At 72.6% G+C, this 23,561-nt stretch carries 22 protein-coding genes; 14 read left to right on the top strand and 8 right to left on the bottom strand.

Annotated features, from left to right (window positions below; translation table 11 throughout):
- Nucleotides 1-75: 75 nt before the first annotated feature.
- The gene (locus OG587_RS36815; protein ID WP_329083418.1) at nucleotides 76-816 is read right to left on the bottom strand and encodes an SDR family oxidoreductase; all 741 of its coding nucleotides are present in this window, start codon (nucleotides 814-816) and stop codon (nucleotides 76-78) included.
- A gap of 72 nt (nucleotides 817-888) precedes the next feature.
- Nucleotides 889-2,145: an acyltransferase family protein gene (locus OG587_RS36810; protein WP_329083417.1), complete on the bottom strand. Its 1,257-nt coding sequence runs from the start codon at nucleotides 2,143-2,145 to the stop codon at nucleotides 889-891.
- Between the two features lie 300 nt (nucleotides 2,146-2,445).
- Here OG587_RS36810 and OG587_RS36805 point away from each other — a divergent pair, with 300 nt between their 5' ends.
- The 3 genes from OG587_RS36805 (at nucleotide 2,446) to rbsK (ending at nucleotide 5,313) form a co-directional block, all read left to right on the top strand.
- Complete coding sequence (locus OG587_RS36805; RefSeq protein ID WP_329083416.1) at nucleotides 2,446-3,696, top strand: sensor histidine kinase; 1,251 nt, start codon at nucleotides 2,446-2,448, stop codon at nucleotides 3,694-3,696.
- Nucleotides 3,687-4,334 (top strand): response regulator transcription factor, encoded by a 648-nt coding sequence (locus OG587_RS36800; protein ID WP_329083415.1) that lies wholly within the window; start codon nucleotides 3,687-3,689, stop codon nucleotides 4,332-4,334. The genes OG587_RS36805 and OG587_RS36800 overlap by 10 nt, the downstream gene beginning before the upstream one ends.
- An 82-nt stretch (nucleotides 4,335-4,416) precedes the next feature.
- The gene (rbsK, locus tag OG587_RS36795) at nucleotides 4,417-5,313 is read left to right on the top strand and encodes a ribokinase (protein ID WP_329083414.1); all 897 of its coding nucleotides are present in this window, start codon (nucleotides 4,417-4,419) and stop codon (nucleotides 5,311-5,313) included.
- 195 nt (nucleotides 5,314-5,508) lie between these two features.
- Here rbsK and OG587_RS36790 read toward each other — a convergent pair whose 3' ends face one another.
- Together OG587_RS36790 and OG587_RS36785 are read right to left on the bottom strand one after the other, a co-directional pair.
- Nucleotides 5,509-5,652 (bottom strand): hypothetical protein, encoded by a 144-nt coding sequence (locus tag OG587_RS36790; protein WP_329083413.1) that lies wholly within the window; start codon nucleotides 5,650-5,652, stop codon nucleotides 5,509-5,511.
- A 145-nt stretch (nucleotides 5,653-5,797) separates the two neighbouring features.
- Nucleotides 5,798-6,217 carry a GlcG/HbpS family heme-binding protein gene (locus OG587_RS36785; RefSeq protein WP_329083412.1) on the bottom strand — a complete coding sequence of 140 codons (420 nt, stop codon included), beginning with the start codon at nucleotides 6,215-6,217 and terminating at the stop codon, nucleotides 5,798-5,800.
- Nucleotides 6,218-6,495: 278 nt separating this feature from the next.
- On the opposite strand from OG587_RS36785, the gene OG587_RS36780 reads away from it, so the two are divergent.
- Together OG587_RS36780 and OG587_RS36775 are read left to right on the top strand one after the other, a co-directional pair.
- Nucleotides 6,496-7,431: a class I SAM-dependent DNA methyltransferase gene (locus tag OG587_RS36780; RefSeq protein ID WP_329083411.1), complete on the top strand. Its 936-nt coding sequence runs from the start codon at nucleotides 6,496-6,498 to the stop codon at nucleotides 7,429-7,431.
- A 13-nt stretch (nucleotides 7,432-7,444) separates the two neighbouring features.
- Nucleotides 7,445-8,446, top strand: a complete 1,002-nt coding sequence (locus tag OG587_RS36775) for a phosphotransferase enzyme family protein (RefSeq protein WP_329083410.1) — start codon at nucleotides 7,445-7,447, stop codon at nucleotides 8,444-8,446.
- A 368-nt stretch (nucleotides 8,447-8,814) separates the two neighbouring features.
- On the opposite strand, the gene OG587_RS36770 is transcribed toward OG587_RS36775, so the two are convergent.
- On the bottom strand, nucleotides 8,815-10,653 hold the full coding sequence (locus OG587_RS36770) for a tetratricopeptide repeat protein (RefSeq protein ID WP_329083409.1): 1,839 nt from the start codon (nucleotides 10,651-10,653) through the stop codon (nucleotides 8,815-8,817).
- Nucleotides 10,654-11,088: 435 nt separating this feature from the next.
- The gene (locus OG587_RS36765; protein WP_329094112.1) at nucleotides 11,089-12,042 is read right to left on the bottom strand and encodes an NADP-dependent oxidoreductase; all 954 of its coding nucleotides are present in this window, start codon (nucleotides 12,040-12,042) and stop codon (nucleotides 11,089-11,091) included.
- A 176-nt stretch (nucleotides 12,043-12,218) separates the two neighbouring features.
- Between OG587_RS36765 and OG587_RS36760 the strand changes: the two genes are divergently transcribed.
- The 4 genes from OG587_RS36760 (at nucleotide 12,219) to OG587_RS36745 (ending at nucleotide 15,342) form a co-directional block, all read left to right on the top strand.
- Complete coding sequence (locus tag OG587_RS36760; RefSeq protein WP_329083408.1) at nucleotides 12,219-12,917, top strand: class I SAM-dependent methyltransferase; 699 nt, start codon at nucleotides 12,219-12,221, stop codon at nucleotides 12,915-12,917.
- 30 nt (nucleotides 12,918-12,947) lie between these two features.
- Complete coding sequence (locus tag OG587_RS36755; protein ID WP_329083407.1) at nucleotides 12,948-13,880, top strand: Ppx/GppA phosphatase family protein; 933 nt, start codon at nucleotides 12,948-12,950, stop codon at nucleotides 13,878-13,880.
- A gap of 37 nt (nucleotides 13,881-13,917) precedes the next feature.
- The gene (locus OG587_RS36750) at nucleotides 13,918-14,736 is read left to right on the top strand and encodes a DUF1206 domain-containing protein (protein ID WP_329083406.1); all 819 of its coding nucleotides are present in this window, start codon (nucleotides 13,918-13,920) and stop codon (nucleotides 14,734-14,736) included.
- Between the two features lie 165 nt (nucleotides 14,737-14,901).
- Nucleotides 14,902-15,342, top strand: coding sequence for an ATP-binding protein (locus OG587_RS36745; RefSeq protein ID WP_329083405.1), 441 nt, complete (start codon nucleotides 14,902-14,904; stop codon nucleotides 15,340-15,342).
- Nucleotides 15,343-15,476: 134 nt separating this feature from the next.
- On the opposite strand, the gene OG587_RS36740 is transcribed toward OG587_RS36745, so the two are convergent.
- A complete protein-coding gene (locus OG587_RS36740; RefSeq protein ID WP_329083404.1) occupies nucleotides 15,477-16,802 on the bottom strand; it encodes a phytase in 1,326 nt (441 codons plus the stop codon).
- Nucleotides 16,803-17,240: 438 nt separating this feature from the next.
- On the opposite strand from OG587_RS36740, the gene OG587_RS36735 reads away from it, so the two are divergent.
- Genes OG587_RS36735 through OG587_RS36715 form a run of 5 tightly spaced genes read left to right on the top strand, consistent with a single transcriptional unit; the run spans nucleotide 17,241 to nucleotide 22,368 of the window.
- Nucleotides 17,241-18,158, top strand: a complete 918-nt coding sequence (locus OG587_RS36735) for an STM4015 family protein (RefSeq protein ID WP_329083403.1) — start codon at nucleotides 17,241-17,243, stop codon at nucleotides 18,156-18,158.
- Entirely contained in the window at nucleotides 18,155-19,327 is a 1,173-nt protein-coding gene (locus OG587_RS36730; protein WP_329083402.1) for an STM4014 family protein, read from the top strand. The genes OG587_RS36735 and OG587_RS36730 overlap by 4 nt, the downstream gene beginning before the upstream one ends.
- Nucleotides 19,324-20,130: an STM4013/SEN3800 family hydrolase gene (locus OG587_RS36725; RefSeq protein WP_329083401.1), complete on the top strand. Its 807-nt coding sequence runs from the start codon at nucleotides 19,324-19,326 to the stop codon at nucleotides 20,128-20,130. Before OG587_RS36730 ends, OG587_RS36725 begins: the two co-directional genes overlap by 4 nt.
- Nucleotides 20,127-21,413, top strand: a complete 1,287-nt coding sequence (locus OG587_RS36720; RefSeq protein ID WP_329083400.1) for an STM4012 family radical SAM protein — start codon at nucleotides 20,127-20,129, stop codon at nucleotides 21,411-21,413. The genes OG587_RS36725 and OG587_RS36720 overlap by 4 nt, the downstream gene beginning before the upstream one ends.
- The gene (locus OG587_RS36715) at nucleotides 21,400-22,368 is read left to right on the top strand and encodes an STM4011 family radical SAM protein (protein WP_329083399.1); all 969 of its coding nucleotides are present in this window, start codon (nucleotides 21,400-21,402) and stop codon (nucleotides 22,366-22,368) included. The genes OG587_RS36720 and OG587_RS36715 overlap by 14 nt, the downstream gene beginning before the upstream one ends.
- On the opposite strand, the gene OG587_RS36710 is transcribed toward OG587_RS36715, so the two are convergent.
- Nucleotides 22,369-23,559: a DUF6745 domain-containing protein gene (locus tag OG587_RS36710; protein ID WP_329083398.1), complete on the bottom strand. Its 1,191-nt coding sequence runs from the start codon at nucleotides 23,557-23,559 to the stop codon at nucleotides 22,369-22,371.
- Nucleotides 23,560-23,561: the final 2 nt, after the last annotated feature.

The following is a 23,561-nucleotide window of genomic DNA, read 5'->3' as shown; positions in this document are numbered from 1 at the left end:
TCACCTTACATTCCAGGTAAAGTGCGTGACTTTGTGTAGTTATGGCTGCTTTTTTCGGCATAAATGATGATCAAATTAGATGATTCCGCCGTTGACGCGAAGTACCTGTCCGTTGACCCAGCGGGCGGGGCCGGCCAGGAACGCCACGGCCTCGGCGATGTCCGAGGGCTGGCCCAGCCGCTCCAGCGGTGGCTGGGCGGCCATCCTGGCGACGGTCTCCTCGTCCTTGCCGTCCAGGAAGAGCGCGGTGGCGGTGGGCCCGGGGGCGACGGTGTTGACGGTGACGTCCCTGCCGCGCAGCTCGCGGGCGAGGATGAGGGTGAGGCCCTCGACGGCGCCCTTGGAGGCCACGTAGGCGCCGTAGCCGGGAAGGGCGAGCCCGATGACCGAGGTGGAGAAGGTGATCAGGGCGCCACCCCGGCGCAGCCTCCTGGCGGCCTGCTGGGCGACGGCGAAGGTGCCGCGTACGTTGACGCGCAGGACGCGGTCCAGCGCCTCGAAGTCGAGGTCGGCGACCGGGACGGGCGGGCTCATGATCCCGGCGGCGTGGACGACGACGTCGACGCCGCCGAAGGTCTCCTCGGCCGTGTCGAAGAGCGCGGAGACCGCGGCGGGGTCGCTGACGTCGGCTCGTACGGCGAGGCCCCTGCCTCCGGCCGAGGAGGCCTCCTTGGCCGCGGCCTGGCCCTCGGCGTCGTCGGTCGCGTAGTTGACCACGACGGCGTGACCGTCGGCGGCGAGCCGCTCCACGACCTGGCGGCCGATGCCTCGGGAACCTCCGGTGACGATGGCGACGCGAGCCGGTGCGGTGCTCATGATCGATCTCCCTCCGCAAACTTGTGTACACCATGTACATATACACGTTTATGAACACACTGTCCATATATTTTACAGGGGGGACGGGACGCGGAGCCGTCCGGCGGGCTCGCCCGCACGCGAGACGGGCGAGGTACGGCGGGAGGAGCCGGTGAGCGCCAGGCCCGCCACGATCGCGCCCGCCCCGAGCAGGGGCGCCGTCCCCGGGACGAAGCCGGCCACCGTGAGCGTGAGCAGGCCCAGCCCCACCAGCGCGCAGGCCGTGAGCGCCCTGGCCGTCCCGCCGGTGTACGGCCCGGTCGCGGGAGGCGTCTCGAACCGGGCGAACCCCCGCAGCAGCGGCCACATCGCGAGAGCGAGCATGAGCAGCCAGTGCGGCCAGCCGGACAGCCAGGCCGAGGTGCCCGGCTCGGGGGTGGAGATGCCCAGGCCCACCACGACCACCGAGACGATGACGAACAGCGCGCTCATGTGCCACAGGTAGAGGGTCATCATCCGGCCGCCGGCCCAGCCCAGCGCCCGCGAGACGCCCGGCCACCCCGCGAGGGAGACGATCCACCGGCGCAGCGCCAGCGCCAGCCCGATCTGGCCCACCCCGACCGAGAGCAGCGCGACCGTGGGCGGCGCCATGTTGGAGACGGCCCCCGGCATCCCGATCATGCTGAGCGGGTAGGGGCCGAAGGCCGTCAGCGCCGCGCCCAGGCCGTACCCGGCCAGGGCCAGGACCAGGGGACGGCCCAGCCGGCCGTCGGCGTACAGGAAGCCGAGCTGGTGCACCGCCAGCCAGACCAGCACGATGTTGGGGAAACCGGCGATGTCCAGGCCGCTGGTGAAGCGCAGGACGTCCACCGCCACGGCCCCCGCCGCCAGCACGGCCGGCACCCGCCAGCCGTACAGCATGTTGAGCCTGAGCATCGGCGTGGTCACCGCCACCGCGACAAGATAGATCGCCAGGAACCAGAGCAGCTGTCCGGCCAGCCGCGAGGCGGTCATGACCGGCTGCTCCGGCACGCCGAGCGCGAGGAGCAGGTGGGGGAGGGGTAGCCAGACGGCGGCCAGCGGGATCACCGGCCAGGCCAGGCGGCGCAGGCGCCCCACGAGCCAGGCGGGGGTCGTGTCGCCGCGCCGCGCCGCGCTCCGCCGGCTGATCGCGTTGGCCGCGCCCCCCGCGAAGAACACCAGCGGCATCACCTGGCTGATCCACGTGATCATCCACCCGTTCCCGGTGGCCAGCGCGTTGCCGGTGGAGATCCGGCCGTCGGCGAAGGAGAGCAGCGGCATGCTCCAGTGCTGGAGCACCACCAGGGCCATGCCGAACACGCGAAGCACGTCGATGAACAGGTCGCGCCCGGCGGGCGCTGCCGTACGAGGTCTCGGAGTCGCTGCCGGACGCACTGCCGGGCGGGAGGTGATCACGGTGGTCAAGGGGGTCTCGATTCTCAGGGAGGGAGAGCGAAGATCTCAGGTGTGGTGATGTGAGAAGCCTCCCTCCGGGAGCCCGGCGGCACAGTGACGCGTGCAGCAGTCTTCTCGCCCGATCCCCCCACCGGCCGGGGTAGTGCTGGCCCCACCCCGGTATGCGGGCACGCAGGGTCGATCAACGGGTCCGGTCCTCGTAGCGTTGGCGGCATGAGAACCCTCCTCAGCCGCATCGGCACCGACACCCGCTACCTGGTCGTGGGCTTTCCGCTCTCCATCATCTGGTTCGCCCTGATGGTGGCCGGTTTCGCCGCGGGGGTCGGCTCGGCAGTCGCGTTCGTGGGGCTGCCCATCCTCGCGACGACCCTCCTGGTCGCCCGGGGCTTCGCGGACATCGAGCGCCGCTGGCTGCCCGAGGTGCTCGGCCGCCCCGTCGCCCGGCCGAGATACCGGCCCGCTCCGGAGAACGCCGGATGGTTTCGCAGGATGATCAACCCGTTCACCAACGGCCAGTCGTGGCTCGACCTGCTCTACGGCATCGTGGCCTTCCCGATCTCCATCGTCACCTTCGTGCTGGCGGTGGTCTGGTGGGCCGGGACGATCACCGGCCTCACCTACCCGCTCTACGGGTGGATCGTCTACGCCATCCCCGGCAACGACGGGGGACTCGGCAGGCTCCTCGGCCTGGGCAACGGCCTGTGGGCCGAGGTGATCATCAACACCACCGTCGGCGTGCTCTTCGCCCTCACCCTCCCGGTGATCGTGCGGGGCGCCGCGCTCGTCCAGGCCGGGCTCGGCAGGGCGATGCTGACCGGGGTGGCCGAGCTGCACGACCGCATCGACGACCTGGCCGAGGGCCGGGCCGCCGCGGTGTCGGCCGAGGCCAACGCGCTGCGCCGGCTGGAGCGCGACATCCACGACGGGCCGCAGCAGCGCCTGGTCTCCCTGGCCATGGACCTGTCGCGGGCCCAGCGCCAGCTCAAGCGAGACCCGGGGGCCGTCGAGCAGATGCTCGGCGAGGCGATCACCTCCACCCGCGAGACCCTGGACGAGCTGCGCGCCCTCTCGCGCGGCATCGCCCCGCCGATCCTCAGCGATCGCGGCCTGGCCCCGGCGCTCGCCGCGCTCGCCGGCCGCTGCACCATCCCCGTCGAGCTGGACGTCCAGGTCGTGGGGCGCTTCCCCGCCGCCGTGGAGAACACCGTCTACTTCGTCGTCGCCGAATCCCTCACCAACGTCGCCAAGCACAGCCAGGCCACGATCTGTACCGTGACGCTGAGCAGGACGGGGGACTTTCTTATGCTGACGATCGGGGATGATGGGGTCGGCGGCGCCCATGTCGCCAAGGGGCATGGCCTGTCGGGTCTCGGCGACCGCCTGAAGGCGGTGGACGGCGAGCTGGCGGTCGATTCACCCGTCGGAGGGCCGACGGTCATAGTGGCGGAGGTTCCGTGCGGGTAGTTGTGGCCGACGACGCGGTGCTCATCAGGGAAGGCCTGATCAGGCTCCTGGAGGAGTTCGGCTGCCAGGTGGTCGCGGCGGTGGGGGACGGCGACCGGCTGGTGGCGGCCGTCGCCGAGCACCGGCCCGACGTCTCGGTGGTGGACGTGCGGATGCCGCCCGGCTTCACCGACGAGGGGCTGCGGGCGGCGGTGGAGGCGCGCCGGAGGGTTCCGGGCACGCCGGTGCTGATCCTGTCCCAGTACGTGGAGGTGTCCTATGCCGACGACCTGCTCGCCGACGCCAGGGGCGCGGTGGGATACCTGCTCAAGGACCGTGTCGTGGACGTGGACGACTTCATGGGGGGCCTGCGCACGGTCGCGGCCGGGGGTACGATCTTCGACCCCCAGGTGGTGGCACAGCTGATGGTGCGACGCCGCCGCGACGATCCCCTCGCCCAGCTCACCCCGCGAGAGCGCGAGGTGCTCGGCCTGATGGCCGAGGGCAGGTCCAACCCGGCCATCGGCCGCCAGCTGGTGGTCAGCGACGGGGCCGTGGAGAAGCACATCCGCAGCATCTTCGCCAAACTCGGCCTGTACGCCGAGGACGGCGACCAGCACCGCCGCGTCCTCGCGGTCCTGGCCTACCTGCGCTCCTGACCCGCGCTGCCACGCGCGTTCCCGCACCCGCTTTCCCGTATCGGCGCTCTCACGCCCGCGTTCCCGACCGCGAGGAGGAACAGTGATCTCGGTCTTCGGCAGTGCCAACATGGATCTCGTGGCCTACGTCGACGTCGCCCCCGCGCTCGGCGAGACCGTGACCGGCCGCGCCTTCGGCACGGTCCCCGGTGGCAAGGGCGCCAACCAGGCCATCGCCGCCGCGCGGGCGGGAGCCAGGGTCGCCTTTCTCGGGGCGGTGGGCGACGACGACTTCGGGACCGAGATGCGGCGTACGCTCACCGAGGCGGGGGTCGACGTGACGCACCTGCGCACGGTCCCCGGCCCCTCCGGCATCGCCCAGATCGTGGTGGACGGCGACGGCGGCAACTCGATCGTCGTGGTCCCCGGTGCCAACGGGACCGTGACCGCCCCCTCCGAGGCCGAGATCGAGGTCATCTCCCGCTCCGACATGCTGCTGTTGCAGCTGGAGCTCCCCATCGAGGCCGTCACCGCCGCGGCCAGGGCCGCCCGCGCGGCCGGGACCACCGTGGTCCTCACTCCCGCGCCCGTCCAGCCGCTCCCCGCGGAGCTGCTGGAGGCCGTGGACATCCTGGTGGCCAACGAGCACGAGGCCGCCGCGATCACCGGACTGGCCGATCACGAGCGCGCCCTGGAGGAGCTGAGGGGCGCGGTCGGCTGGGTGATCATCACCCTGGGGTCGCGCGGCGCGCTCACCGCCTCGGGCGATGGGCCCGCCGTGCGCGTCGAGGCCCCCGGGGTGCCCGTGGTGGACACCACGGCCGCGGGGGACACCTTCGTGGGCGCCCTCGCCGCGGCCCGCGTCGAGCGGCAGCCCGCCGACCGGGCCGTCCGCTTCGCCACTGCGGCCGCGGGGCTCTCCGTCCAGCGCGCGGGTGCCAGCACCTCGATGCCGACCCGCGCCGAGATCGACCGGAGCCTCGCCGGAGCCGACGCCTGAGACCGGCGCGTCGGCGGGTCTCTCCGGCCGCGTCCCGGTGAGTTTCTCTCCGGCCGCGTCCCGGGCGCGACGCCCCGCGGCCGGGACCTCGGCGCGCCGGTGGCTCGAAGGCCCGCTCACGGGCGGTCGCGACGCCCCGGTGAGCGGGACGTGGACGCGCCGGGGGACGGAGGATCGCCTGGCCGTTGATATCGCCTAGCCGTTGATGAGGGACGTCTCCGACAGCGTGAGCAGGAACGCCCCCGCGGCGAGCAGCGCGATCGGCCAGGACCGGCTGATGGCGGACCAGATCGTGGCGGCCAGGAAACAGACCAGGGCGAGCAGCACGAGAACGTCCACGAGAATCCTCCAAGGGGGTCATCCCCAGACGATCATCGTCCGGGGCAAGCCCTCACTGCCCCGCGGTCGGCGGAGGTAACACGCCGCGCTTCTGTTTCACGGGAGGGGCGATTTCCATCGCCCCTCTTTTTGTCGATATATCCGTCTATGCGCCTTCCCAGACGGCCGCGGCGGCCTCGGCGCAGGCGATGTCCTGGGAAACGGTGCCGCCGCTGACGCCGACCGCGCCCACCACCCGGCTCACCCGGCTCACCCCGCGCCCGTCGCCGGACTCCCCGAGCGGTACGCCGCCGCCGAAGCACACGTACCGGTCACCGGCCAGGCCGTACAGCTCGCCTCCTGGCAGGACCAACGGCGCGAGGTCGGCGGTCGCCATGCGGTGGGCCACCGCGGTGTAGGCCTTGCCGGGGGCGAGGACGGGCCCGGTGATCCGTGCGCCGTCCATCCGCTGGAACGCGACCAGGTGCCCGCCCGCGTCGACCACGGCGACCGAGATGAGGGCACCCTCCCGCGCGGCCTGCTTCACCGCGGCCTCGCACATGCGCAGCGCGAGTTCCAGGTTCACCGGTCTCCCCACCGTTTCGAAACCGTTCCGAAGGTCGTCGGCGTGGACGGCCGGATGCGCGTGCGCCGCCGTTCGGGTGCTGCGAGGTGTCATAACGATGCGACGCCCGCGCGGGCCCTCCGGAGGACCGGCGCGAGCCGGGACCGTCGTCCCGCGAGGAAAGTGGCACCGCGAGGCGACATTCCGACGATCCTCGCCAAGAGTGATGTTACCGTCGCTCCGGGCTACGATCTCGTCTGGCGGGATCGTCGAGGTGTCGTCCCGACGTGGGGAGAGGCATGCACAGTCACAACCGCGCGAGCGTCGTTCACCAGATCAGGTACGCCCTCGGCCATCCCGGGCGGGTGCCCCGGCACCTGAGACGGCTGACCAGGGACACCTGGCTGCGTCTGGGCAACCGCGGCCACGTCGCGTACTACCGGGCCGTCATGAGGTCCGACACCGCGCGCAACCCGCACGCGGCCGTGGGCAGCAGGTCGTACCGGCGCTGGGCCGCCCTGGGGAAGATGCAGTTCGACTATCTGGTGCGGCACGGGCTGAAGCCCGAGCACCGCATGCTGGAGATCGGCTGCGGCAACCTGCGGGCCGGACGCCTGTTCATCGGCTACCTCGACCCCGGAAACTACTACGGCATCGACATCTCCCCGGACATCCTGATCGCCGCCCAGGAGACCCTGGTCACCTACGACCTGCGCGGCAGGTTCCCCCACCTCCTGCCGGTCGAGGACCTGCGCTTCGCCGCCCTGCCGGACCAGGCGTTCGACGTCGTCCACGCCCACAGCGTCTTCTCCCACTCCCCGCTCCACGTGATCGAGGAGTGCCTCCGGAGCGTCGGCCGGATCGTGAGGCCGGGAGGCTGGTTCGACTTCACCTTCGACCGCACCGAGGGCAGGGAGCACCACGTCCTGCGCGAGGACTTCTACTACCGTGCCGAGACCCTGCTCGACCTGGCCGCCGAGTGCGGGCTCCGGGCGACCCTCATGGACGACTGGGAGCGGCTTCCGCACCGGCAGTCCAAGATCCGCATCACCTTCCCGGGGCCGGAGACCTCCGGGGAGCAGGCCGTACGGGAACTTGACCGGCCCGGCGAGGCCGTACGGGACCCCGCCCCCTCCGGAGCGCGGCATCGGGGAGACCCCGGCCGCGAGGCCGGGCGGGCGGCGCCGGATCCCGCGCGGGAATCTCGGATAGGATCTGGCGCCTCGCGCGACTGATCTGGAGGAACCGATGCGGGTCCACGACCTGTCCGCCGGGGGCGACGTGCTGGCCCGCGTGCACGACGTGGCCCGCGCGGCGACGCGGATCCACGGCCTGCCCGACGCCGAGGTCACCCTGGTCAACGTCTCCGAGAACGCCACCTACCGAGTGGACGACCCGGCCGCGGGGACGCGGTCCATCCTGCGGGTGCACCGGCTCGGCTACCACTCCACCCCGGCGATCCTGTCCGAGCTGGCCTGGCTGGAGGCGCTCCGCGAGCAGGCCGGGATCCGCACCCCCAGGGTGATCCCGGCTCCCGGCGGCTCCCGGGTGCTGACCGTCCCCGGCCCCGAGCCGCGCGACTGCGTGATGTTCGAGTTCCTGCCCGGAGCCGAGCCGTCCCAGGACGACCCGGTGCCCGGCTTCGAGCGGCTCGGTGCCCTCACGGCGCGGATGCACCGCCACGCGCGCGGGTGGTCCCCGCCCGAGGGTTTCACCCGCTTCCACTGGGACCACGAGGCAGCTCTCGGCGCCGAGTCGCGCTGGGGCCGCTGGCAGGACGGCCTGGGGATGGACACCGAGGCGCGGGCCGTGCTGGGGCGGCTGGACAAGGAGCTGCGCGAGCGGCTCCACCGCTTCGGCCGCGGTCCCGGACGCTACGGCCTGATCCACGCCGACCTGCGCGCCGCCAACCTCCTCGTGGAGGACGAGAACCCGCCCGCGGTCATCGACTTCGACGACTGCGGCTTCGGCTGGCACCTCTACGACCTGGCCGCGGCGGTCAGCTTCGTCGAGCACCGCCCCGAGGTCCCCGAGCTGGTCGACGCGTGGGTGCGGGGCTACCGCACGGTCCTGGACCTCCCGGCCGGGGACGAGGCCGAGATCTGGACGTTCGTCATGTTCCGCCGCCTGCTGCTGGTCGCCTGGATCGGCACCCACACCGGCGCCGACATCGCCGCGGAACTCGGCTCCGGCTACACCGAGGGCACCTGCGAGCTGGCCGAACGCTATCTCGGCGGCTCGCTCCGCTGACCCTGCTTGTCGGCTGCCCGTCGGCTGCCCCGTCGGCTGCCCGTCGGTTGGCCGCCGCCCGTCGCACGTCACTCTCCGCGTACGCGAATCCCGCGTGGGCGCGGCATTCGCGTACGGGGTGTCCGGCGGCGTGGCACACGGTGACCGGACATCGGGAAATCGCTCCTACCCGCCCCCGATCCCGGGGATACCGGAGGGCGAATACGAAACAGCACGCGCGCATCACCGTGTGTATGACGGATATTCGGATAACAGGATTTTCCCGGACGGGCACGCCGCCTTACCGTGCGTGACTTTCCCGTTCCCGGCTCCGAATCCGGAATGTTTTCCCGCGCCTTCGCCGCCGCTCCGGCCGGGGCCGTACGGGGTCAGGACTTCAGCTCGCGCCTGATGTCCTCGTCGTCCGGGGCCAGTGCCAGCGCGCGGGTGAGATCGGCGACCGCCTCCTCGTCGCGTCCGGCGGCACGCAGCGCCATCGCCCGGTTGAACAGCAGGGCGGGGTCCTCCCCGATGTCGAGGGCCCGGGTGAAGTCCGCGACGGCTCCCTCGGGATCGCCGGTCTCGAACGCCAGCAGCCCCCGGTTCGCCCAGGCCGCCGCCAGCGAGGGGGCGAGCTCCAGGGCCCGGTCGAAGGCGGTGCGCGCCCTGTCGTGGCGGCCCTCGGCGGTCTCCACCTGGCCCAGCGCGCACAGCAGGTACGGGTTGGCGGGATCGATGGCCAGCCCGGTCTCCGCGTCCGCCCTGGCCGCGGCGTACTCGCCGAGCGCGGCCAGCAGCCCCGCCCGGTTGGCCAGGCCGTCCACGAACTCCGGGTCCAGCTCCAGCGCGTGGTTCAGGTCGGCGAGCGCGCCCCGGTGGTCACCCGCGGAGAAGCGGATCTCGGCCCGGTTGTAGTAGGGCTCGGGGAAGGGCGGGCCGACCCGCATGGCCGTCTCGTAGTCGGCGACCGCCGCGTCCATCCGGCCCAGCCGATGCAGCAGGTTGCCCCGGTCGATGTAGTAGTCGGGATAGCCGGGGTCGGCCGCGATCACCGCGTCCAGGTCCTCCAGCGCCTCCTCGGGACGGCCCAGCATCACGGCGAGCTGCGCCCTGTTGGCCAGCAGCACCAGCCGGTGTATCGGGTGCTCGCCGGGCCGCAGGTCGCGGTCGGCGAGGGCGACGGCCTCCTGGACCAGCTCCAGCGCCTTGGCGGGACGGCCCCGCCGCACCTCCACCAGCGCCCGGCCGTTGAGGTCGAACCCCAGCTTGAACGCCCGCTCGCGCGGGTCGGGCAGCAGCGAGGAGATGGCGATCGCCTGGTTCACCAGCGCGAGCGCGGCCTCGGGGTCGCGCCGGGCCCGGTCGCGGTGGCGGACCTTCAGCATCCCGGTGGCGTAGGCGGCCGAGGCATGGACGGTGGGGGAGACGCTCTCGCGCCTGGCCAGGTCGAACAGGGCCTCCGACTCGTCCTCGCGGCCCAGCGCGGCCAGCGCGGTCGCGGTGCTGTGCAGGAGCCGCCACCACGTTCCGGGGTCGTCGTCGGGGCCGGCGAGGCGCAGGGCACGCTCGCCGAGATCCACCACGGCGTCGTGGTAGCCCTCGTCCAGGCACCACTGCACCGCGAACAGGAACGCCTTCACCGCCTTCGACGGGTCGCCGCCGCGCTCGCGGTGGTACGGGATCGCTCCAATTCGCGCGCCGACCGTCCCCTCCCTCTCCAGCTCGTCGGCGAGGGCGTCGTGCCGTTCCGCGCCGGGTGTCTCCTCGTGGGCGCCCCGCTCGTGGGTCACCACGGTCAGCAGCTCCCCGGGGACGCGGCGCCGCAGCACCGTCAGGAGCTCCAGATCGGTGGGGTCGGCCAGGTCGACGTTCTCGACGACGAGCGTGCGGGGACCGGTTTCGGACAGGTGCTCATGGACGAACTCGGCCAGGCCGTTAGCCAGGCGCAGCGTGCGACGCGGCGCGTGCACCAGGATACGTTCCGCACCGGGCAGGCTCGCGGCCACCGACCGGCGCCGGGCGGGGATCAGATCGCGCAGGTCAGGTGCGACGGCGCGCAGCTCGATGTCGTAGCGGGCGACGAGCTCGGGCCGGGCCGCGGGCAGCAGGGCGGAGACGATCGCGCCCCCCGCTGTGTACGGCCCGCGCAGGCGCCGGTCCGCGTCCACCGCGGGCAGCGGCGGTGCGGGAAGAGACGGGCTTTCCTGCGGGTGTGATCCCCGGCTCACCGGACTCCTTTAACTCGATTAGTCGATATTTGATGATATGGCTCTGCCGGGCAACCGGCGCCCATCGCTGGACGCCGGTTCTGCGATTCTGTGTCAGCCGACGTGCTTAGGGCTGGCGGTGCCGCTGAGTGCGATGGTGCCAGGCTTGTGAACAATGACGCGCTTCATTATCGGCCTTCCTCGCGAATAAGAACAAATTGCAAGTATTCGCAGCAGTCGCCCATACTGACAAGATCTATTTCTTATCGTGGCCGGATCCGGACAAGCCTCTGGACAGGCGCCGCGCGGTGGTGTTGGCCAAACCGGCGCGTCCCGCCCGGGATCCGTGCCCGCCCGGAGCCGGTACCGTCACGTACCCGCGCCGTCCGCCGTGCCGCGCCGTCCGCCCGCGTCGTGGCGGTGTCGCGACGGCGTCGTACGCGTGGTGGGGAGGCGTCAGGGGGCGACCCGCAGGACGATTTTTCCCTTGGCGCGGCCGCCGCCGAGCCGCTCGTGGGCCGCGGCGGCCTCGTCGAGCGGGAACACCTCCTCGACCTCGGGGGCGATCCCCCCGCCGTCGATCAGCTCGGCGATCCGGGCCAGGGCCGATCCGTCCGGCTCCACCAGGAACGCGCGGGCCCTAAGCCCCCGCGCCCCGGCGGCGCGCAGCAGGTCGGGGGAGGCGCCCGAGGGCACGGGGACGAGCAGCCCGCCGGGGCGGAGGACGTCGAGGGAGCGCGTGCTCGTCGCGTCGTGCTCGTCCCCGACCAGGTCGACGACCACGTCCACGTCGCGCACCACGTCCTCGAAGCGGACGGCCGTGTAGTCGACGAGCTCGTCGGCCCCCAGCCCGCGCAGCCAGTCGTGCCTGCCGGCGCGGGCGGTGCCGATCACGTAAGCGCCGAGGTGCTTGGCGATCTGGACGGCGAGGTGCCCGACGCCGCCCGCGGCGGCGTGGACGAGGACGCGCTGTCCCGGGGCGACCTTCGCGGTGTCCACCAGGACCTGCCACGCGGTCAGCGAGGCGAGCGGCACGGCGCCGGCCTGGTCGTGCCCCAGGGAGCGCGGCTTACGGGTGAACTGCCGCGACGGCGCGGTCACGAACTCGGCGTAGGCACCGGCCTGGCGCGGAAACCACGGCATGCCGTACACCTCGTCCCCCACCTCCAGGGAGCTCACCCCGAAGCCGGTCTCCTCGACGACACCGGAGACGTCCCAGCCCAGGACGAAGGGCGGGTCCCCCAGGACGCCGGCCATGCCCGCGCCCGCCCTGGTCTTGAGGTCCACCGGGTTCACCCCCGCCGAGACGACCCGTACCAGCACCTCGGTGGGCAGCGGCTCCGGGCGCTCCACACGGACCCGGCGCAGCACCTCGGGGCCGCCGAAGGTGTCCTGGCTGATCGCTCGCATAAGGGTCACGATGGCTCTCCCCGGTCTCCTGCCGTTCTTCCCTCAGGTGTCGCCGCCCGCGAGGGGCGGCGCGGATCACGCTACCTTTCCGGCCCCCGGCGACCCGGTTGCCCTGCCGCGTACCGTGCCGGACGCCCTCGCATCCGGCTGTCGCGGAGGGATGAGACCCTGGTGCGATGAGAGAGCCGAGGAGCCGCTGGGCGGACATCGCGGGGGGCGACGCCGGGGAGCGGTACGCGGAGAGGTTCGCCCGGCTGGCCGAGTCGGGGGCGGACATGCACGGCGAGGCGCGGCTGTGCGCGGAGCTGCTGCCGCCGGGCGCGCGGGTGCTGGACGCCGGGTGCGGCACCGGGCGGGTGGCGATCCGGCTCGCCGAGCTGGGATACGACTGCGTGGGCGTCGATCTCGACGCGTCCATGCTCGACGTCGCCCGGCGGGCCGCGCCGCGACTGCCCTGGATCCTGGCCGACCTCAGCGACCTCGGCGGGCTCGGCGATTCCATGGAGCTCGCCGGTCGGGCGGATCAGGCCGTGCGGGACGGCCGGGGCGACGCCGGCCGGAAGGGGGAGAAAGGCGGGGGCTTCGACATGGTCGTCGCCGCGGGCAACGTCATCCCCCTGCTCGCCCCCGGGACCGAGGCGCGGACCGTCGCGGGGCTCGCGGCGCTGCTGCGGCCCGGCGGGCTGCTGGTGAGCGGGTTCGGGCTGGACGCCGCGCATCTCCCGCTCGCCTCGGCGACGGTCACCCTGGCGGACTACGACGACTGGTGCCGGACGTCGGGCCTCTCCCCGCTGCGGCGCCTGGCCACGTGGGACGGCGCGCCCTACGACGGCGGCGGATACGCGGTGAGCGTCCACACGCGGACCCCGGGCTGACGGGGCTCGCGGGAGTAGTAACTTCATCCCATGCGACTGGGCGTTCTCGACATCGGTTCCAACACGGTCCATCTGCTGGTGATGGACGCGCACCGGGGGGCCCGGCCGCTGCCAGCGTACTCCCACAAGGAGGACCTGAGGCTTTCCGAGCACATGGACGAGGGCAACCGCCTGTCCGCGCGGGGCGCCGCGCGGCTGCGGGGGTTCGTCGAGGAGGCGCTGCGGCTCGCCGAGGACAAGGGCGTCGAGGACCTCATGGCCTTCGCGACGTCCGCGGTCAGGGAGTCGGTGAACGGCGAGGAGGTCCTCGCCAGGATCAAGGCCGACACGCAGGTCGACATCGAGGTGCTGTCCGGCCAGGACGAGGCGATACTGACGTTCCTGGCCGTGCGCCGCTGGTTCGGGTGGTCGTCCGGGCGGCTGCTGGTGCTGGACATCGGCGGAGGGTCGCTGGAGGTCGCCTCGGGCATCGACGAGCAGCCCGACGCGGCGGTGTCGCTCCCGCTGGGGGCGGGTCGGCTCACCCGCGACTGCTTCACCGCCGACCCGCCGCCCGCCGACGAGGTGCGGGCGCTGCGCAGGCACGTACGGGCCGAGATCGCCCGCACGGTGGGCAACGTGTCCCGGTACGGCCAGGCCGACCACGCGGTGGCGACGTCCAAGACGTTCCGGCAGCTCGCCAGGATCGCCGGGGCGGCGCCCTCGCACGAGGGGCCGTCCGTGCGCCGGGTGCTCAGGCACGCGGACCTGGTCGGCTGGACCGACCGCCTGATCAGGATGAACACGCGGGAGCGGGCCGAGCTGCCCGGGGTCTCCGATGGGCGGGCGCCGCAGCTGCCGGCCGGGGCGATCGTCGCCGACGCCGCGATGGACCTGTTCGGGGTGACCCAGCTGGAGGTGTGCCCCTGGGCGCTGCGCGAGGGAGTGATCCTGCGGCGGCTGGACGCGATGCCCGAACGGTGAGGTTTACCTGGGTGTTCACAGGTAAGAGCGGGTAGTTATGAACAGCCCTCAGGCTCACGTGGAAGGTGCCGCTCGCAGAGCGGCCAACAGTCAGACGCTCGACAGGCTGGCGCGGGTCGGCTTGGCCTGCCGGGGTGTCCTCTACGGTTTGATCGGGTTCCTCGCCCTGCAGATCGCCTTCGGCGGGGGAAGCGGCGGCAAGGAGGCCGACAAGACCGGCGCGATCGAGACGGTGGCCGAGCAGCCGTTCGGCACGTTCCTGCTCTGGCTCATGGTCGTCGGGTTCGCCGCGCTGGTCGTCTGGCAGCTGTCGGAGGCCGTCATCGGCCGGGGACGGACCAAGGACCGGGTGGAGTCGGGTGCGCGGGTGGCGGTCTACGCGCTGATCGTGGCCACGCTGCTCGGCGTGCTGCTGCGCGGCGACTCCGGCGCCTCGATGGATGCCCAGTCGAAGGACATCACGGCCACGCTGATGGACCTGCCCGCCGGGCAGTTCATCGTGGGCCTGGTGGGCCTGGGCCTGATCGGCCTGGGAGCCTACTGGATCCGCCAGGGCTGGAAGAAGGAGTTCCTCAAGGACCTGCGCACCGGGGAGATGCCCGCGAAGGCGCGGCAGCTCGCCGAGAAGCTCGGCATGGCCGGTTACATCGCCCGAGGCGTGATCGCCGCGGTCGCCGGTGTCTTCGTCATCCAGGCCGCGGTTACCTACGACCCCGACAAGGCCAAGGGCATCGACTCGACGCTGCGCTCGCTGGCCGAGACCCCGGCCGGTCCGTGGCTGCTCGGTGTCGTCGCGATCGGTCTGCTGCTGTTCGCGGTCTACTGTTTCTTCGAGGCTCGCTGGCACCGCGTGTGACGGATGGAACCGCACGGTACGGCAGGTGCGGACACGCAGGTGAAGGGTCCTCTGGCAAGCCTTACCTGTCTATCCGGTAAGTGATCGCATTCCTACTTTTCCGCGACATCTTCTCCGCCGAGCTCCGCGTCTTCCCATCAGTGAAACGGTATCGGAGGGGGCGGTATGGACTCGTCGGAGTACGACGGCAGTGAATGGGTTCTCCGCCTGGCGGGTTCCCCGGACCAGGTGGTCAGAGCCCGCCGCCTGGTCTCGATGACCCTGGGGCGAGACCACCCCCTCCACGACGACTGCGTCCTGCTGACCAGTGAGATCGCCACCAACGCGGTGGTCCACTCCAGATCGGGGGACGGCGGGGCGTTCACCGTCACGGTGGCCTACTCGGCGACGGGTGTGCGCGTCTCCGTTCAGGACGAGGGTTCCTCCGAGGCCCCCTGTGTGTGCCGCGCCTCGGCCGACGCGACAGGGGGCCGGGGTCTGCCCCTGCTGGAGGCGCTGTCCCATCGCTGGGGCATGGTCAGGGAGGCGGGCTCCAACAAGGTCTGGTTCGAGCTGGTGCTGGAGATGGCGGGGATGCGCGCGGGCAGCCTGGCCGGTGCCCGCTGAGTCCCGGCCCCGCCCGGGGCGGCGGGAATCCGTCACCGGTGCGGATACCGATACCGATACCAACGCCGGCGCCGGCCGGGAATCCGGCGGGCCCGATGCGGGGACGACCGCACCGGGCCCTGGAGGAGGGGCCGTCAGTCCCGCGGGTTCCAGCTCCGGGTGTCCACGTCGAGGCCGAGCCGGTCGGCGACGTCTCCCCACCCGACGAACTTGAAGTTGGTGTTCTCCCTGGTCTCGCCGTTCTCGTCGAGTGCCTTCGGGGTGTTCTCACCGTCGTGCGTCACGAGCAGGCCCCGGTCGAACCGGCCCAGCGGGACGTTGACCACCATCGAGCCGTCGCTGTGCTCGACGCCGTCCAGCCCGTTGCCGGCGCCGACCCTGAACCGGCCGACGTAACCGTTGCGCCTGCGGTCGTAGACGACGAAGGTGTTGTCCCCCTGGCCGGAGGCGAGCAGGTAGCCGTCGCCGCCGTCACCGTGATAGATCGTCAGGCCCTCGGCGTCGGCCGCCAGGTGCCTGCCGCCGTAGCCGGGGTCCGCGCCCGGCGCGCACTCCTCTGTCTCGGGGTCGTAGACGCCCGGCCTGCCGTACTCGCGGACCCTGTCGACCAGCGCCGGGGCGCCGGTGAGGTCGGCCCGCATCCGCCAGATGCCCACGTCCTCCTGGGCGGCGTAGAGCACGTCCCGCTCCCCGTCGACGACCATGCCCTCGACCTGCGGCAGCTCGCCGGGCTCCAGGCACGGCGTCCAGGTCGTGCCGTTCGGCAGCCGGAACGAGGAGGGCAGGTCCAGGGTGCGGACGACCCGGTAGCCGACCTTCCCGTGCGCGGTGGCGGTCAGCTTCAGCAGCGCCACGCGCGTCTGGTGCCGCTGGCTGACCAGGACGTAGGTGCCGCTCCCGTCCTGCCAGGTGGCCAGGCCGTACGCGGTCCGCGCCTCGTTGACCTGCTCCTGGCCGGTGTTGAACACATGCGGCACGGCGGGGTCGGTCAGGTCGGTGAGCGGTGCCCGTCCGCGTCCCGCCCGGTCCCTGTCGACGGCGTAGAAGCGGATCTGGTCGCGGCCCCGGTCGGAGACCACGGCCAGGTCGGCCCTGGCGCCGCCGGACAGGCGCAGGCCGTACACCAGGTCGACGTTGTTGAACCGGCCGGGCTCGTCGTCCTCGCCGGGGGCGGCGGGGGCGGGGACGTGCTGGAGCTGCCTGCCGCTCAGGTCGTAGGCGTACAGGCCGCCCTCCTTGGCGGTCGTCATCACCACGCTCCGCGCCGAGCGGGTGGGGTGCACCCAGATCGCGGGGTCGTCGCCGTTGGCGTTGCCGCCGGCGCCGTCGTCGAACAGCGCGGGGGTCTCGACCCGGGGCTTGACCGTGGGGATCCCGTCGGCCTGCGCGGCGGGCACGATCGCCGGTCCGGTCAGGCAGAGCACCAGCGTCGCCAGGCAGAAGCGAGTTCGTGAACGCATGGCGCCTCCTTGCGTGTGAGGTATGTGAAGAAATGTCCTTTTGATCGTTGTGGAACCGGCGCAACGGGGAGTTGACGGGAGGAGAACGCGACGGCCGCATGTCGTGAAGGGTTCGCGCACGGACCGTCGCGTCGCGGCTTCCGCAGGCGGGCGAACGCGACGCTCGAATCGTGACCGCCGCGTCCTGGCCGGTGGCGGCGGTCCCTCGGCCGAGCTCCCTGCCACCTGACCGCGTTGACGGCGGGTGGCTCCGAGAGACGCCACGGCCACTTCGCCGGGGCGGGGCTCCGGGATCAGGTCCGGCAGGCGACGGGGTACGGAGACGGCGGGGTTCCCGGCCGTGCTCGCGTCACCCGATCGGCGGCGGTGCCGCCGGGTCCATATCTGTCGGCGCCGGCTGCTAGAACTTGACCTCCTGCCCGTACCGAGGAGTCCCCCGTGATCCATCAGCATCTCACCGAGTTCCACGGCCTTCCCGTCCGCTTCCTCGACGCCGACGACACGCCCGCGTCGCAGGCCGCGTGGCGCCTCAGCGGTGATCCCTCCGGCGGTGAGGCGCCCATCGGCGACGCCATCCGGGAGCTGCTCGACGAGGCCGACTGCGCCGCCGTGCGGGCGCTGGTCGTGGGCACGTGGGGATGGGCGCACGACAACGACCGGGCCGACGAGCCGATCCGGTTGCTCGTCGAGGCCGCGCCCCGCCTTCCCGCGCTGGAGGCGATCTTCCTCGGCGACTACGTCAGCGAGGAGTCCGAGATCTCCTGGATCGGGCAGTCCGACGTGACCCCGCTCCTGACCGCGTATCCCCGGCTGAGACGACTCGACGTGCGCGGCGGCGACGGCCTCGAACTCCGGCCCGTCGTGCACGCCGCGCTGAAGACCCTCCGTTTCGAGTCGGGCGGGTTGCCCGCCGGGGTGGTCAGGGCGGTCGGCGCGTCCACGTTGCCCGCGCTGCGGCACCTGGAGATGTGGCTGGGTACGGAGAGTTACTCGGGCGACTCCGGCCCGGACGACTGGGCGGCGATCCTCGCGGGCGGCGGCCTGCCCGCGCTGAGGCATCTCGGCCTGCAGAACAGCGCGCGACAGGACGAGGTGGCCGCCGCCGTCGCTACCGCGCCGATCGTGGCGCGGCTGGAGTCGCTCGACCTGTCCATGGGCGTCCTGTCCGACGAGGGGGCCGAGGCGTTGCTGTCCGGGCAGCCGCTCACCCACCTCAATCGGCTCAACCTGCGGCATCACTCCCTGAGCGGCGAGATGGCCGAGAAGGTCGTGGCCGCCCTGAGTGGTGTCGAGGTCGACGTGTCCGAGCAGCGGGGGATCGACGGCGACTGGCGCTTCATCGAGGTGTCCGAGTGACCGTGCTCGGCACCGCGCCGGAAAGACCCGCGTCCACCGACGATCGCCGCACGCGGGCGGCGCCCTTCGTGGTCGTCGGCACGCCCGGCGACCGGCGGGTGACCCTGTTCGGGGACGCCCTGCGCGCGCACGGCCTGCCCGAGCCCCTCGTCGTCCCCTGGCGTGACGTGCTCGCCGGGGCCGGGTTCGGCATCCCGGAGCGGGCACGCGTCCGCGTCGACTCCCCCGGCGAGGACCCCGTGGCCGACGGGTTGCTGCGTGGCCCCGGCGCGCCCACCCGGGTCGGCGGCGGAGCGTCCTGGCACGCCGCGTTCGTGCGTGGCCTTGAGCGGGTACGTCGGGCGGTGGCCCGGACACCGGGTGCCCGGCTGCTCGGCGACGTCGACGAGATCGCGGTGATGTTCGACAAGCGGCGCTCGCACGCCCGGCTGCTGGCCGCCGGCGTGCCCGTGCCGCCCGCCCTGCCCGAACCGATCGCCGGCTACTCCCACCTGCGCGACCTCATGGCCCGATCGGGCTGGGGCCGGGTGTTCGTCAAACCGGCGCACGGCTCGTCGGCCTCGGGAATCGTGGCGCTCCAGGTCCGGGCCGCGCGGATCCACGCGATCAGTTCCGTCGAGCTCGTCCGCCCCCGGCCGGAGGCCGCCGGGCGGGTCGGGCCGGAGCTGCACAACTCGCTGCGCGTGCGCGCCTACACCGACGAGGCCGACGTGGCCATGATCATCGACACGCTCGCGCCCGACGGGCTGCACGTGGAGCGCTGGTTCCCCAAGGCGTCGGTGGACGGGCGCGTGTTCGACCTCCGCGTCGTCGTGGTCGGCGGACGGCCCACGCACGCCGTCGTCCGTGCCAGCCGTGGCCCGATGACGAACCTGCACCTGGGCGGCACCCGCGGTGATCTCGATCAGGTCCGGGCCCGGCTCGGGGCGGCCGGGTGGGAGCGGGCCATGCGGACATGCGCGCGGGCGGCCGCCTGCTTCCCCGGCTCCGTCATGGTCGGGGTCGACCTCATGGTGGGCATCGGCTGGCGTCGCTTCGCCGTGGCGGAGGTGAACGCGTTCGGCGACCTGCTGCCCAGGCTCACCGGTCTGCCCGGGAGCGGGGCCGCCGGCCTCGACTGCCACGCCGCGCAGGTGGCCCACATCCTCGCGCTCCGGAGCGCGGCATGAGAGACATGGGCGCGATCATCGGCACGCACGACGTGCTGCTGCTCACCCTCGACACCCTGCGCTACGACGTCGCGGCCGAGCTGCTGGCGCAGGGGCGGCTCCCCACGCTCGCGGGCGTGCTGCCGGGCGGCGGGTGGGAGCGGCGGCACTCGCCGGGCAGCTTCACCTACGCCGCGCACGCGGCGATCCTGGCCGGTTTCCTGCCCACCCCGATTGCTCCGGGCCCGCATCCCCGGCTGTTCGCCGCCGCCTTCCCCGGCAGCGAGACCACCGCCGAGGGCACCTGGGTCTTCGACGCCGCCGACCTGCCGGGCGGGCTGGCCAAGGCGGGCTATCACACGGTGTGCGTCGGCGGTGTCGGGTTCTTCAACAAGCTGACACCGCTGGGCACCGCGCTGCCCTCGCTGTTCGCCGAGTCGCACTGGCGGCCGGCGTTCGGGGTCACCTCGCCGACCTCGTTCGAGGAACAGATCAGGTGTGCCGAGCGGTCGGTCGGCGACCGTGCGGAGCCGGTGTTCCTGCTCGTCAACGTGTCGGCACTGCATCAGCCGAACCACTTCTACCTGCCAGGGGCGGCCGGCGACACCCGCGCGACGCACGCCGCCGCCCTCGAGTACGTCGACCGGCACGTCGGCCGTCTCTTCGCGCTGATGAGCGCGCGACGGCCATGCCTGGTCATCATCTGCTCCGATCACGGCACCGCGTACGGTGAAGACGGATATGTCGGTCACCGCATCGGTCACGAGGTGGTGTGGACGGTTCCCTACGGCGAGTTCGTCCTCCAGCCGGGAGAGTGGTCGTGAGGCCCTACGAAGGGTACGTCTACGCCTACCCGCACAAGACGGCCTACCGCCCGCTCGACCCGCGGCCCCCGCTACGCGAGGTCTGGGCGCAGGAGCGCACCGACGCGCTCTCCCTCTACCTGCACGTGCCCTTCTGCGAGATGCGGTGCGGCTTCTGCAACCTGTTCACCAGGACCGGCGCCCCCGCGGAGCTGGTGACCTCCTACCTCGACGCGCTCCGGCGCCAGGCGGAGGCCGTCCGGCAGGCGCTGCCGGACGACACGCGTTTCGTCACCACGGCGATCGGCGGCGGCACCCCCACCTATCTGGAGGCGGCCGAGCTGGCCAGGCTGCTCGACCTGGCCGAGCAGACCATGGGGGCCGACTTCTCCACCACTCCGCTCGGGATCGAGACCTCTCCGGCCACCGCCACGCCCGATCGTCTGGCGGTGCTCGCCGAACGCGGCACCACCCGGATCTCGATCGGGGTGCAGAGCTTCATCGACACCGAGGCCAGAGCCGCCCTGCGACCGCAGCGCCGCACCGAGGTCGAGACCGCGCTGACCGCCATCCGCGAGGCCGCGTTCCGCACGCTCAACATCGATCTGATCTACGGCATCGACGGCCAGACGCCGGACACCTGGCGCCACTCCCTCGACGCCACCCTCGCCTGGCACCCGGAGGAGATCTATCTCTACCCGCTGTACGTCCGGCCTCTCACCGGGCTGGGCGTCCTCGGCCGTGCCTGGGACGACCAGCGGCTCGGCCTCTACCGCCAGGGCCGCGACCACCTCCTGGCCGCCGGGTACGAGCAGGTGTCCATGCGGATGTTCCGGCTGCCCGGCACGGAGTCGGTCAGCGAGTACCGCTGCCAGAGCGACGGCATGGTCGGTCTCGGCTGCGGCGCCCGTTCCTACACGTCGCGGCTGCACTACTCCTTCGAGTACGCCGTGGGTGTGCGGCACGTGCGCGCGATCATCGACGACTTCGTCCGGCTGCCGCGCACCGCGTTCGGCGTCGCCAACGTCGGCTTCGCGCTCGACGACCTCGAACAGCGCCGGCGCCACCTCATCCAGTCCCTGCTGCAGGCCGAGGGGCTCGACCGAGCCGCCTACCGGACGCGTTTCGGCGGCGACGTCCTCGACGACTTCGCCCTCGACGCGTTCGCGGAGCGCGGCTGGGTGACGGACGACTCCACCCGCGTACGGCTGACGCCCGAAGGACTGGCCCGTTCCGACGCCATCGGGCCGGCCCTGTTCTCCAACCGGGCCCGCGACCTCATGGACTCCTATGATCTCCGCTGACCCTCCGGACGGGCCGGTGACCGGCTCCGGGCGGGCGCCGCTGTCGATCTGGGACATCACACCGCGGCACGTGGACGCGTCCCCGGCGGGCGACGTCCCGAAGCCCGAGGAGCTGACCATCCTCTACCGGGGCCCGCTGGCCAGCTGCGACTACGACTGCGCGTACTGCCCCTTCGCGAAGCGGCGCGACAGCCCGGACCGGCTGCGCGCAGACCGGGAGGCGCTGGCTCGCTTCACCGCCTGGGTCGCGGCGCGCGACTTCCCCGTCTCGGTGCTGTTCACGCCGTGGGGCGAGGGGCTCGTCAGATCGTGGTATCGCACCGCGATGGTGGAGCTGAGCCACCTGGCCCACATCCGCAGGGTGGCCATCCAGACCAACCTGAGCACCCGGCTGAGGTGGCTCGCCGAAGCCGACCTGGACACGCTCGCCCTCTGGGCCACCTACCATCCGGGCCAGGTGACGCACGACCGGTTCCTGGCCCGATGCCGGGAGCTGCTCGCCTACGGGGTGCGCTTCAGCGTCGGCGTGGTCGGCGTCCCCGACCACGCCGAGCCGGCCAGGCGACTGCGGGCGGAGCTCCCCGACGACGTGTATCTGTGGATCAACGCCGCCGAGGGGCGTGCCTACACCGAGCGGGAGGCGGCCGCCTGGACCGGGATCGACCCGTTGTTCGACTACAGCAGGAGGCCGCACCGCAGCCTCGGACTGCCCTGCCGTACCGGCCGGAGCGTGGTGTCGGTCGACGGCGAGGGCACGGTGCGGCGGTGTCACTTCGTCGAGCGGCCGATCGGCAACCTCTACGACGGGTCGGCTCTGCGCGCGCTCGCCCCACGCCCGTGCCCGCTTCCCGTGTGCGACTGCCACATCGGATACGTGCATCTCGAACCGCTCGATCTCCACCGCGTCTTCGCGGGCGGCCTGCTCGAACGCATCCCGGCCGGCTGGCCGCGCTGATCAGGTCTGTTCCCGCGGTTCGTACTGCTCGGCGGACAGGCCGAAGGTCCACGCGACCCCCTGACGGGCGGTGGTGACGTAGGGCGGCACCCGGAGGAAGTAGGTGCGGCTGGTGCCGTCGGGCTCCGGTGTCGAGTTGACCACCTCGACCATGACGAGGGACTCGTCGTCGGGGAACCTGGCCTGCCAGAGCACTCCGGTGTCGTCCCGTTGGACGACCTCGGCGCCGGATTCCTTCAGGTAGCGGTCGAACCCGTAGTGTTCGAGCATCACCCTGCGCAGCTCGGCGTTGGGCTCCTGCCCGATGCGCGGCGCCGACAGGTCGGCCATCACGGCGCCGAACTCCGCGGGGACGGGCATGCCGTGCCAGGCGTGCAGGGCGAAGCCGTCGGGGAAGGCCAGCGCCGGCCCCACCGCGCGATGCAGGCGGCCCAGGTCGTCGCGGTGCAGCTCGGCCGGGCGTTCGCAGATCAGGACGACGTGTTCGAACGGCCACCACCAGCCGGCCTCCCTCGACACGCGCATCACGCCGCCGAGCGGGGTGAGATCGACCTCGGTGCTCTCCCCGAGGGCGTCGAAGAACGCGAGCCAGGGGGCGTCGTGCTGGCCGAGGACCGCGTCAAGGGCCGCGCGGCGCAGCAGCGCCTCGACCCCGTCACTCCCGCCGGACCCGTCACTCCCGCCGGCACGGCCGGCGGCGGGCGGGCCGGTCACCTCGGGCGCGGCCGCCGACCGGCCGATGCCGTGGCGGATCTCGCGCGCCAGCCGGTTGACCCTCGGCCAGAGGCCGTCGCCGACGAACTCCCAGGCCGCCGCCCACCCGGCGGGCGGGAGGAGGGAGAGGGCCTGGGCGCGGACGTGCTCCCACGGCCTGGTCCTGACGAGATCGCGGACGGGCGACCCGGGATCGAGCCCGAGGAGCGCCGGCGGGAGACCCCCGGCCTCTCGGGCGGCTTCGCGGTCCTCCGCGGAGCCGGTGAGGACGGCGGCGGCCACCGCGCCCTGGGCCGGCGAGGCGAACCAGACGATCCGCTCGGGCTCCGGGAGCCCGGCGCCGCGGTAGGCGGCACGGACCCCTTCCTCGGCGGCGGGCCGATCCGCCGGACCGGTGGCATGGGCGACAGGATCCCACCTGGTCACGGCGTCGGCGAGGGACGCGGCCAGCTCGGGGGAGAGGGCAGGGGTGCGCATGG

Source organism: Streptosporangium sp. NBC_01469, from assembly GCF_036227305.1.
In the GTDB taxonomy this organism is placed as follows: domain Bacteria; phylum Actinomycetota; class Actinomycetes; order Streptosporangiales; family Streptosporangiaceae; genus Streptosporangium.
The sequence above is the reverse complement of the archived record's forward strand: the minus strand, read 5'-3'. Positions and strand labels throughout refer to the sequence as shown.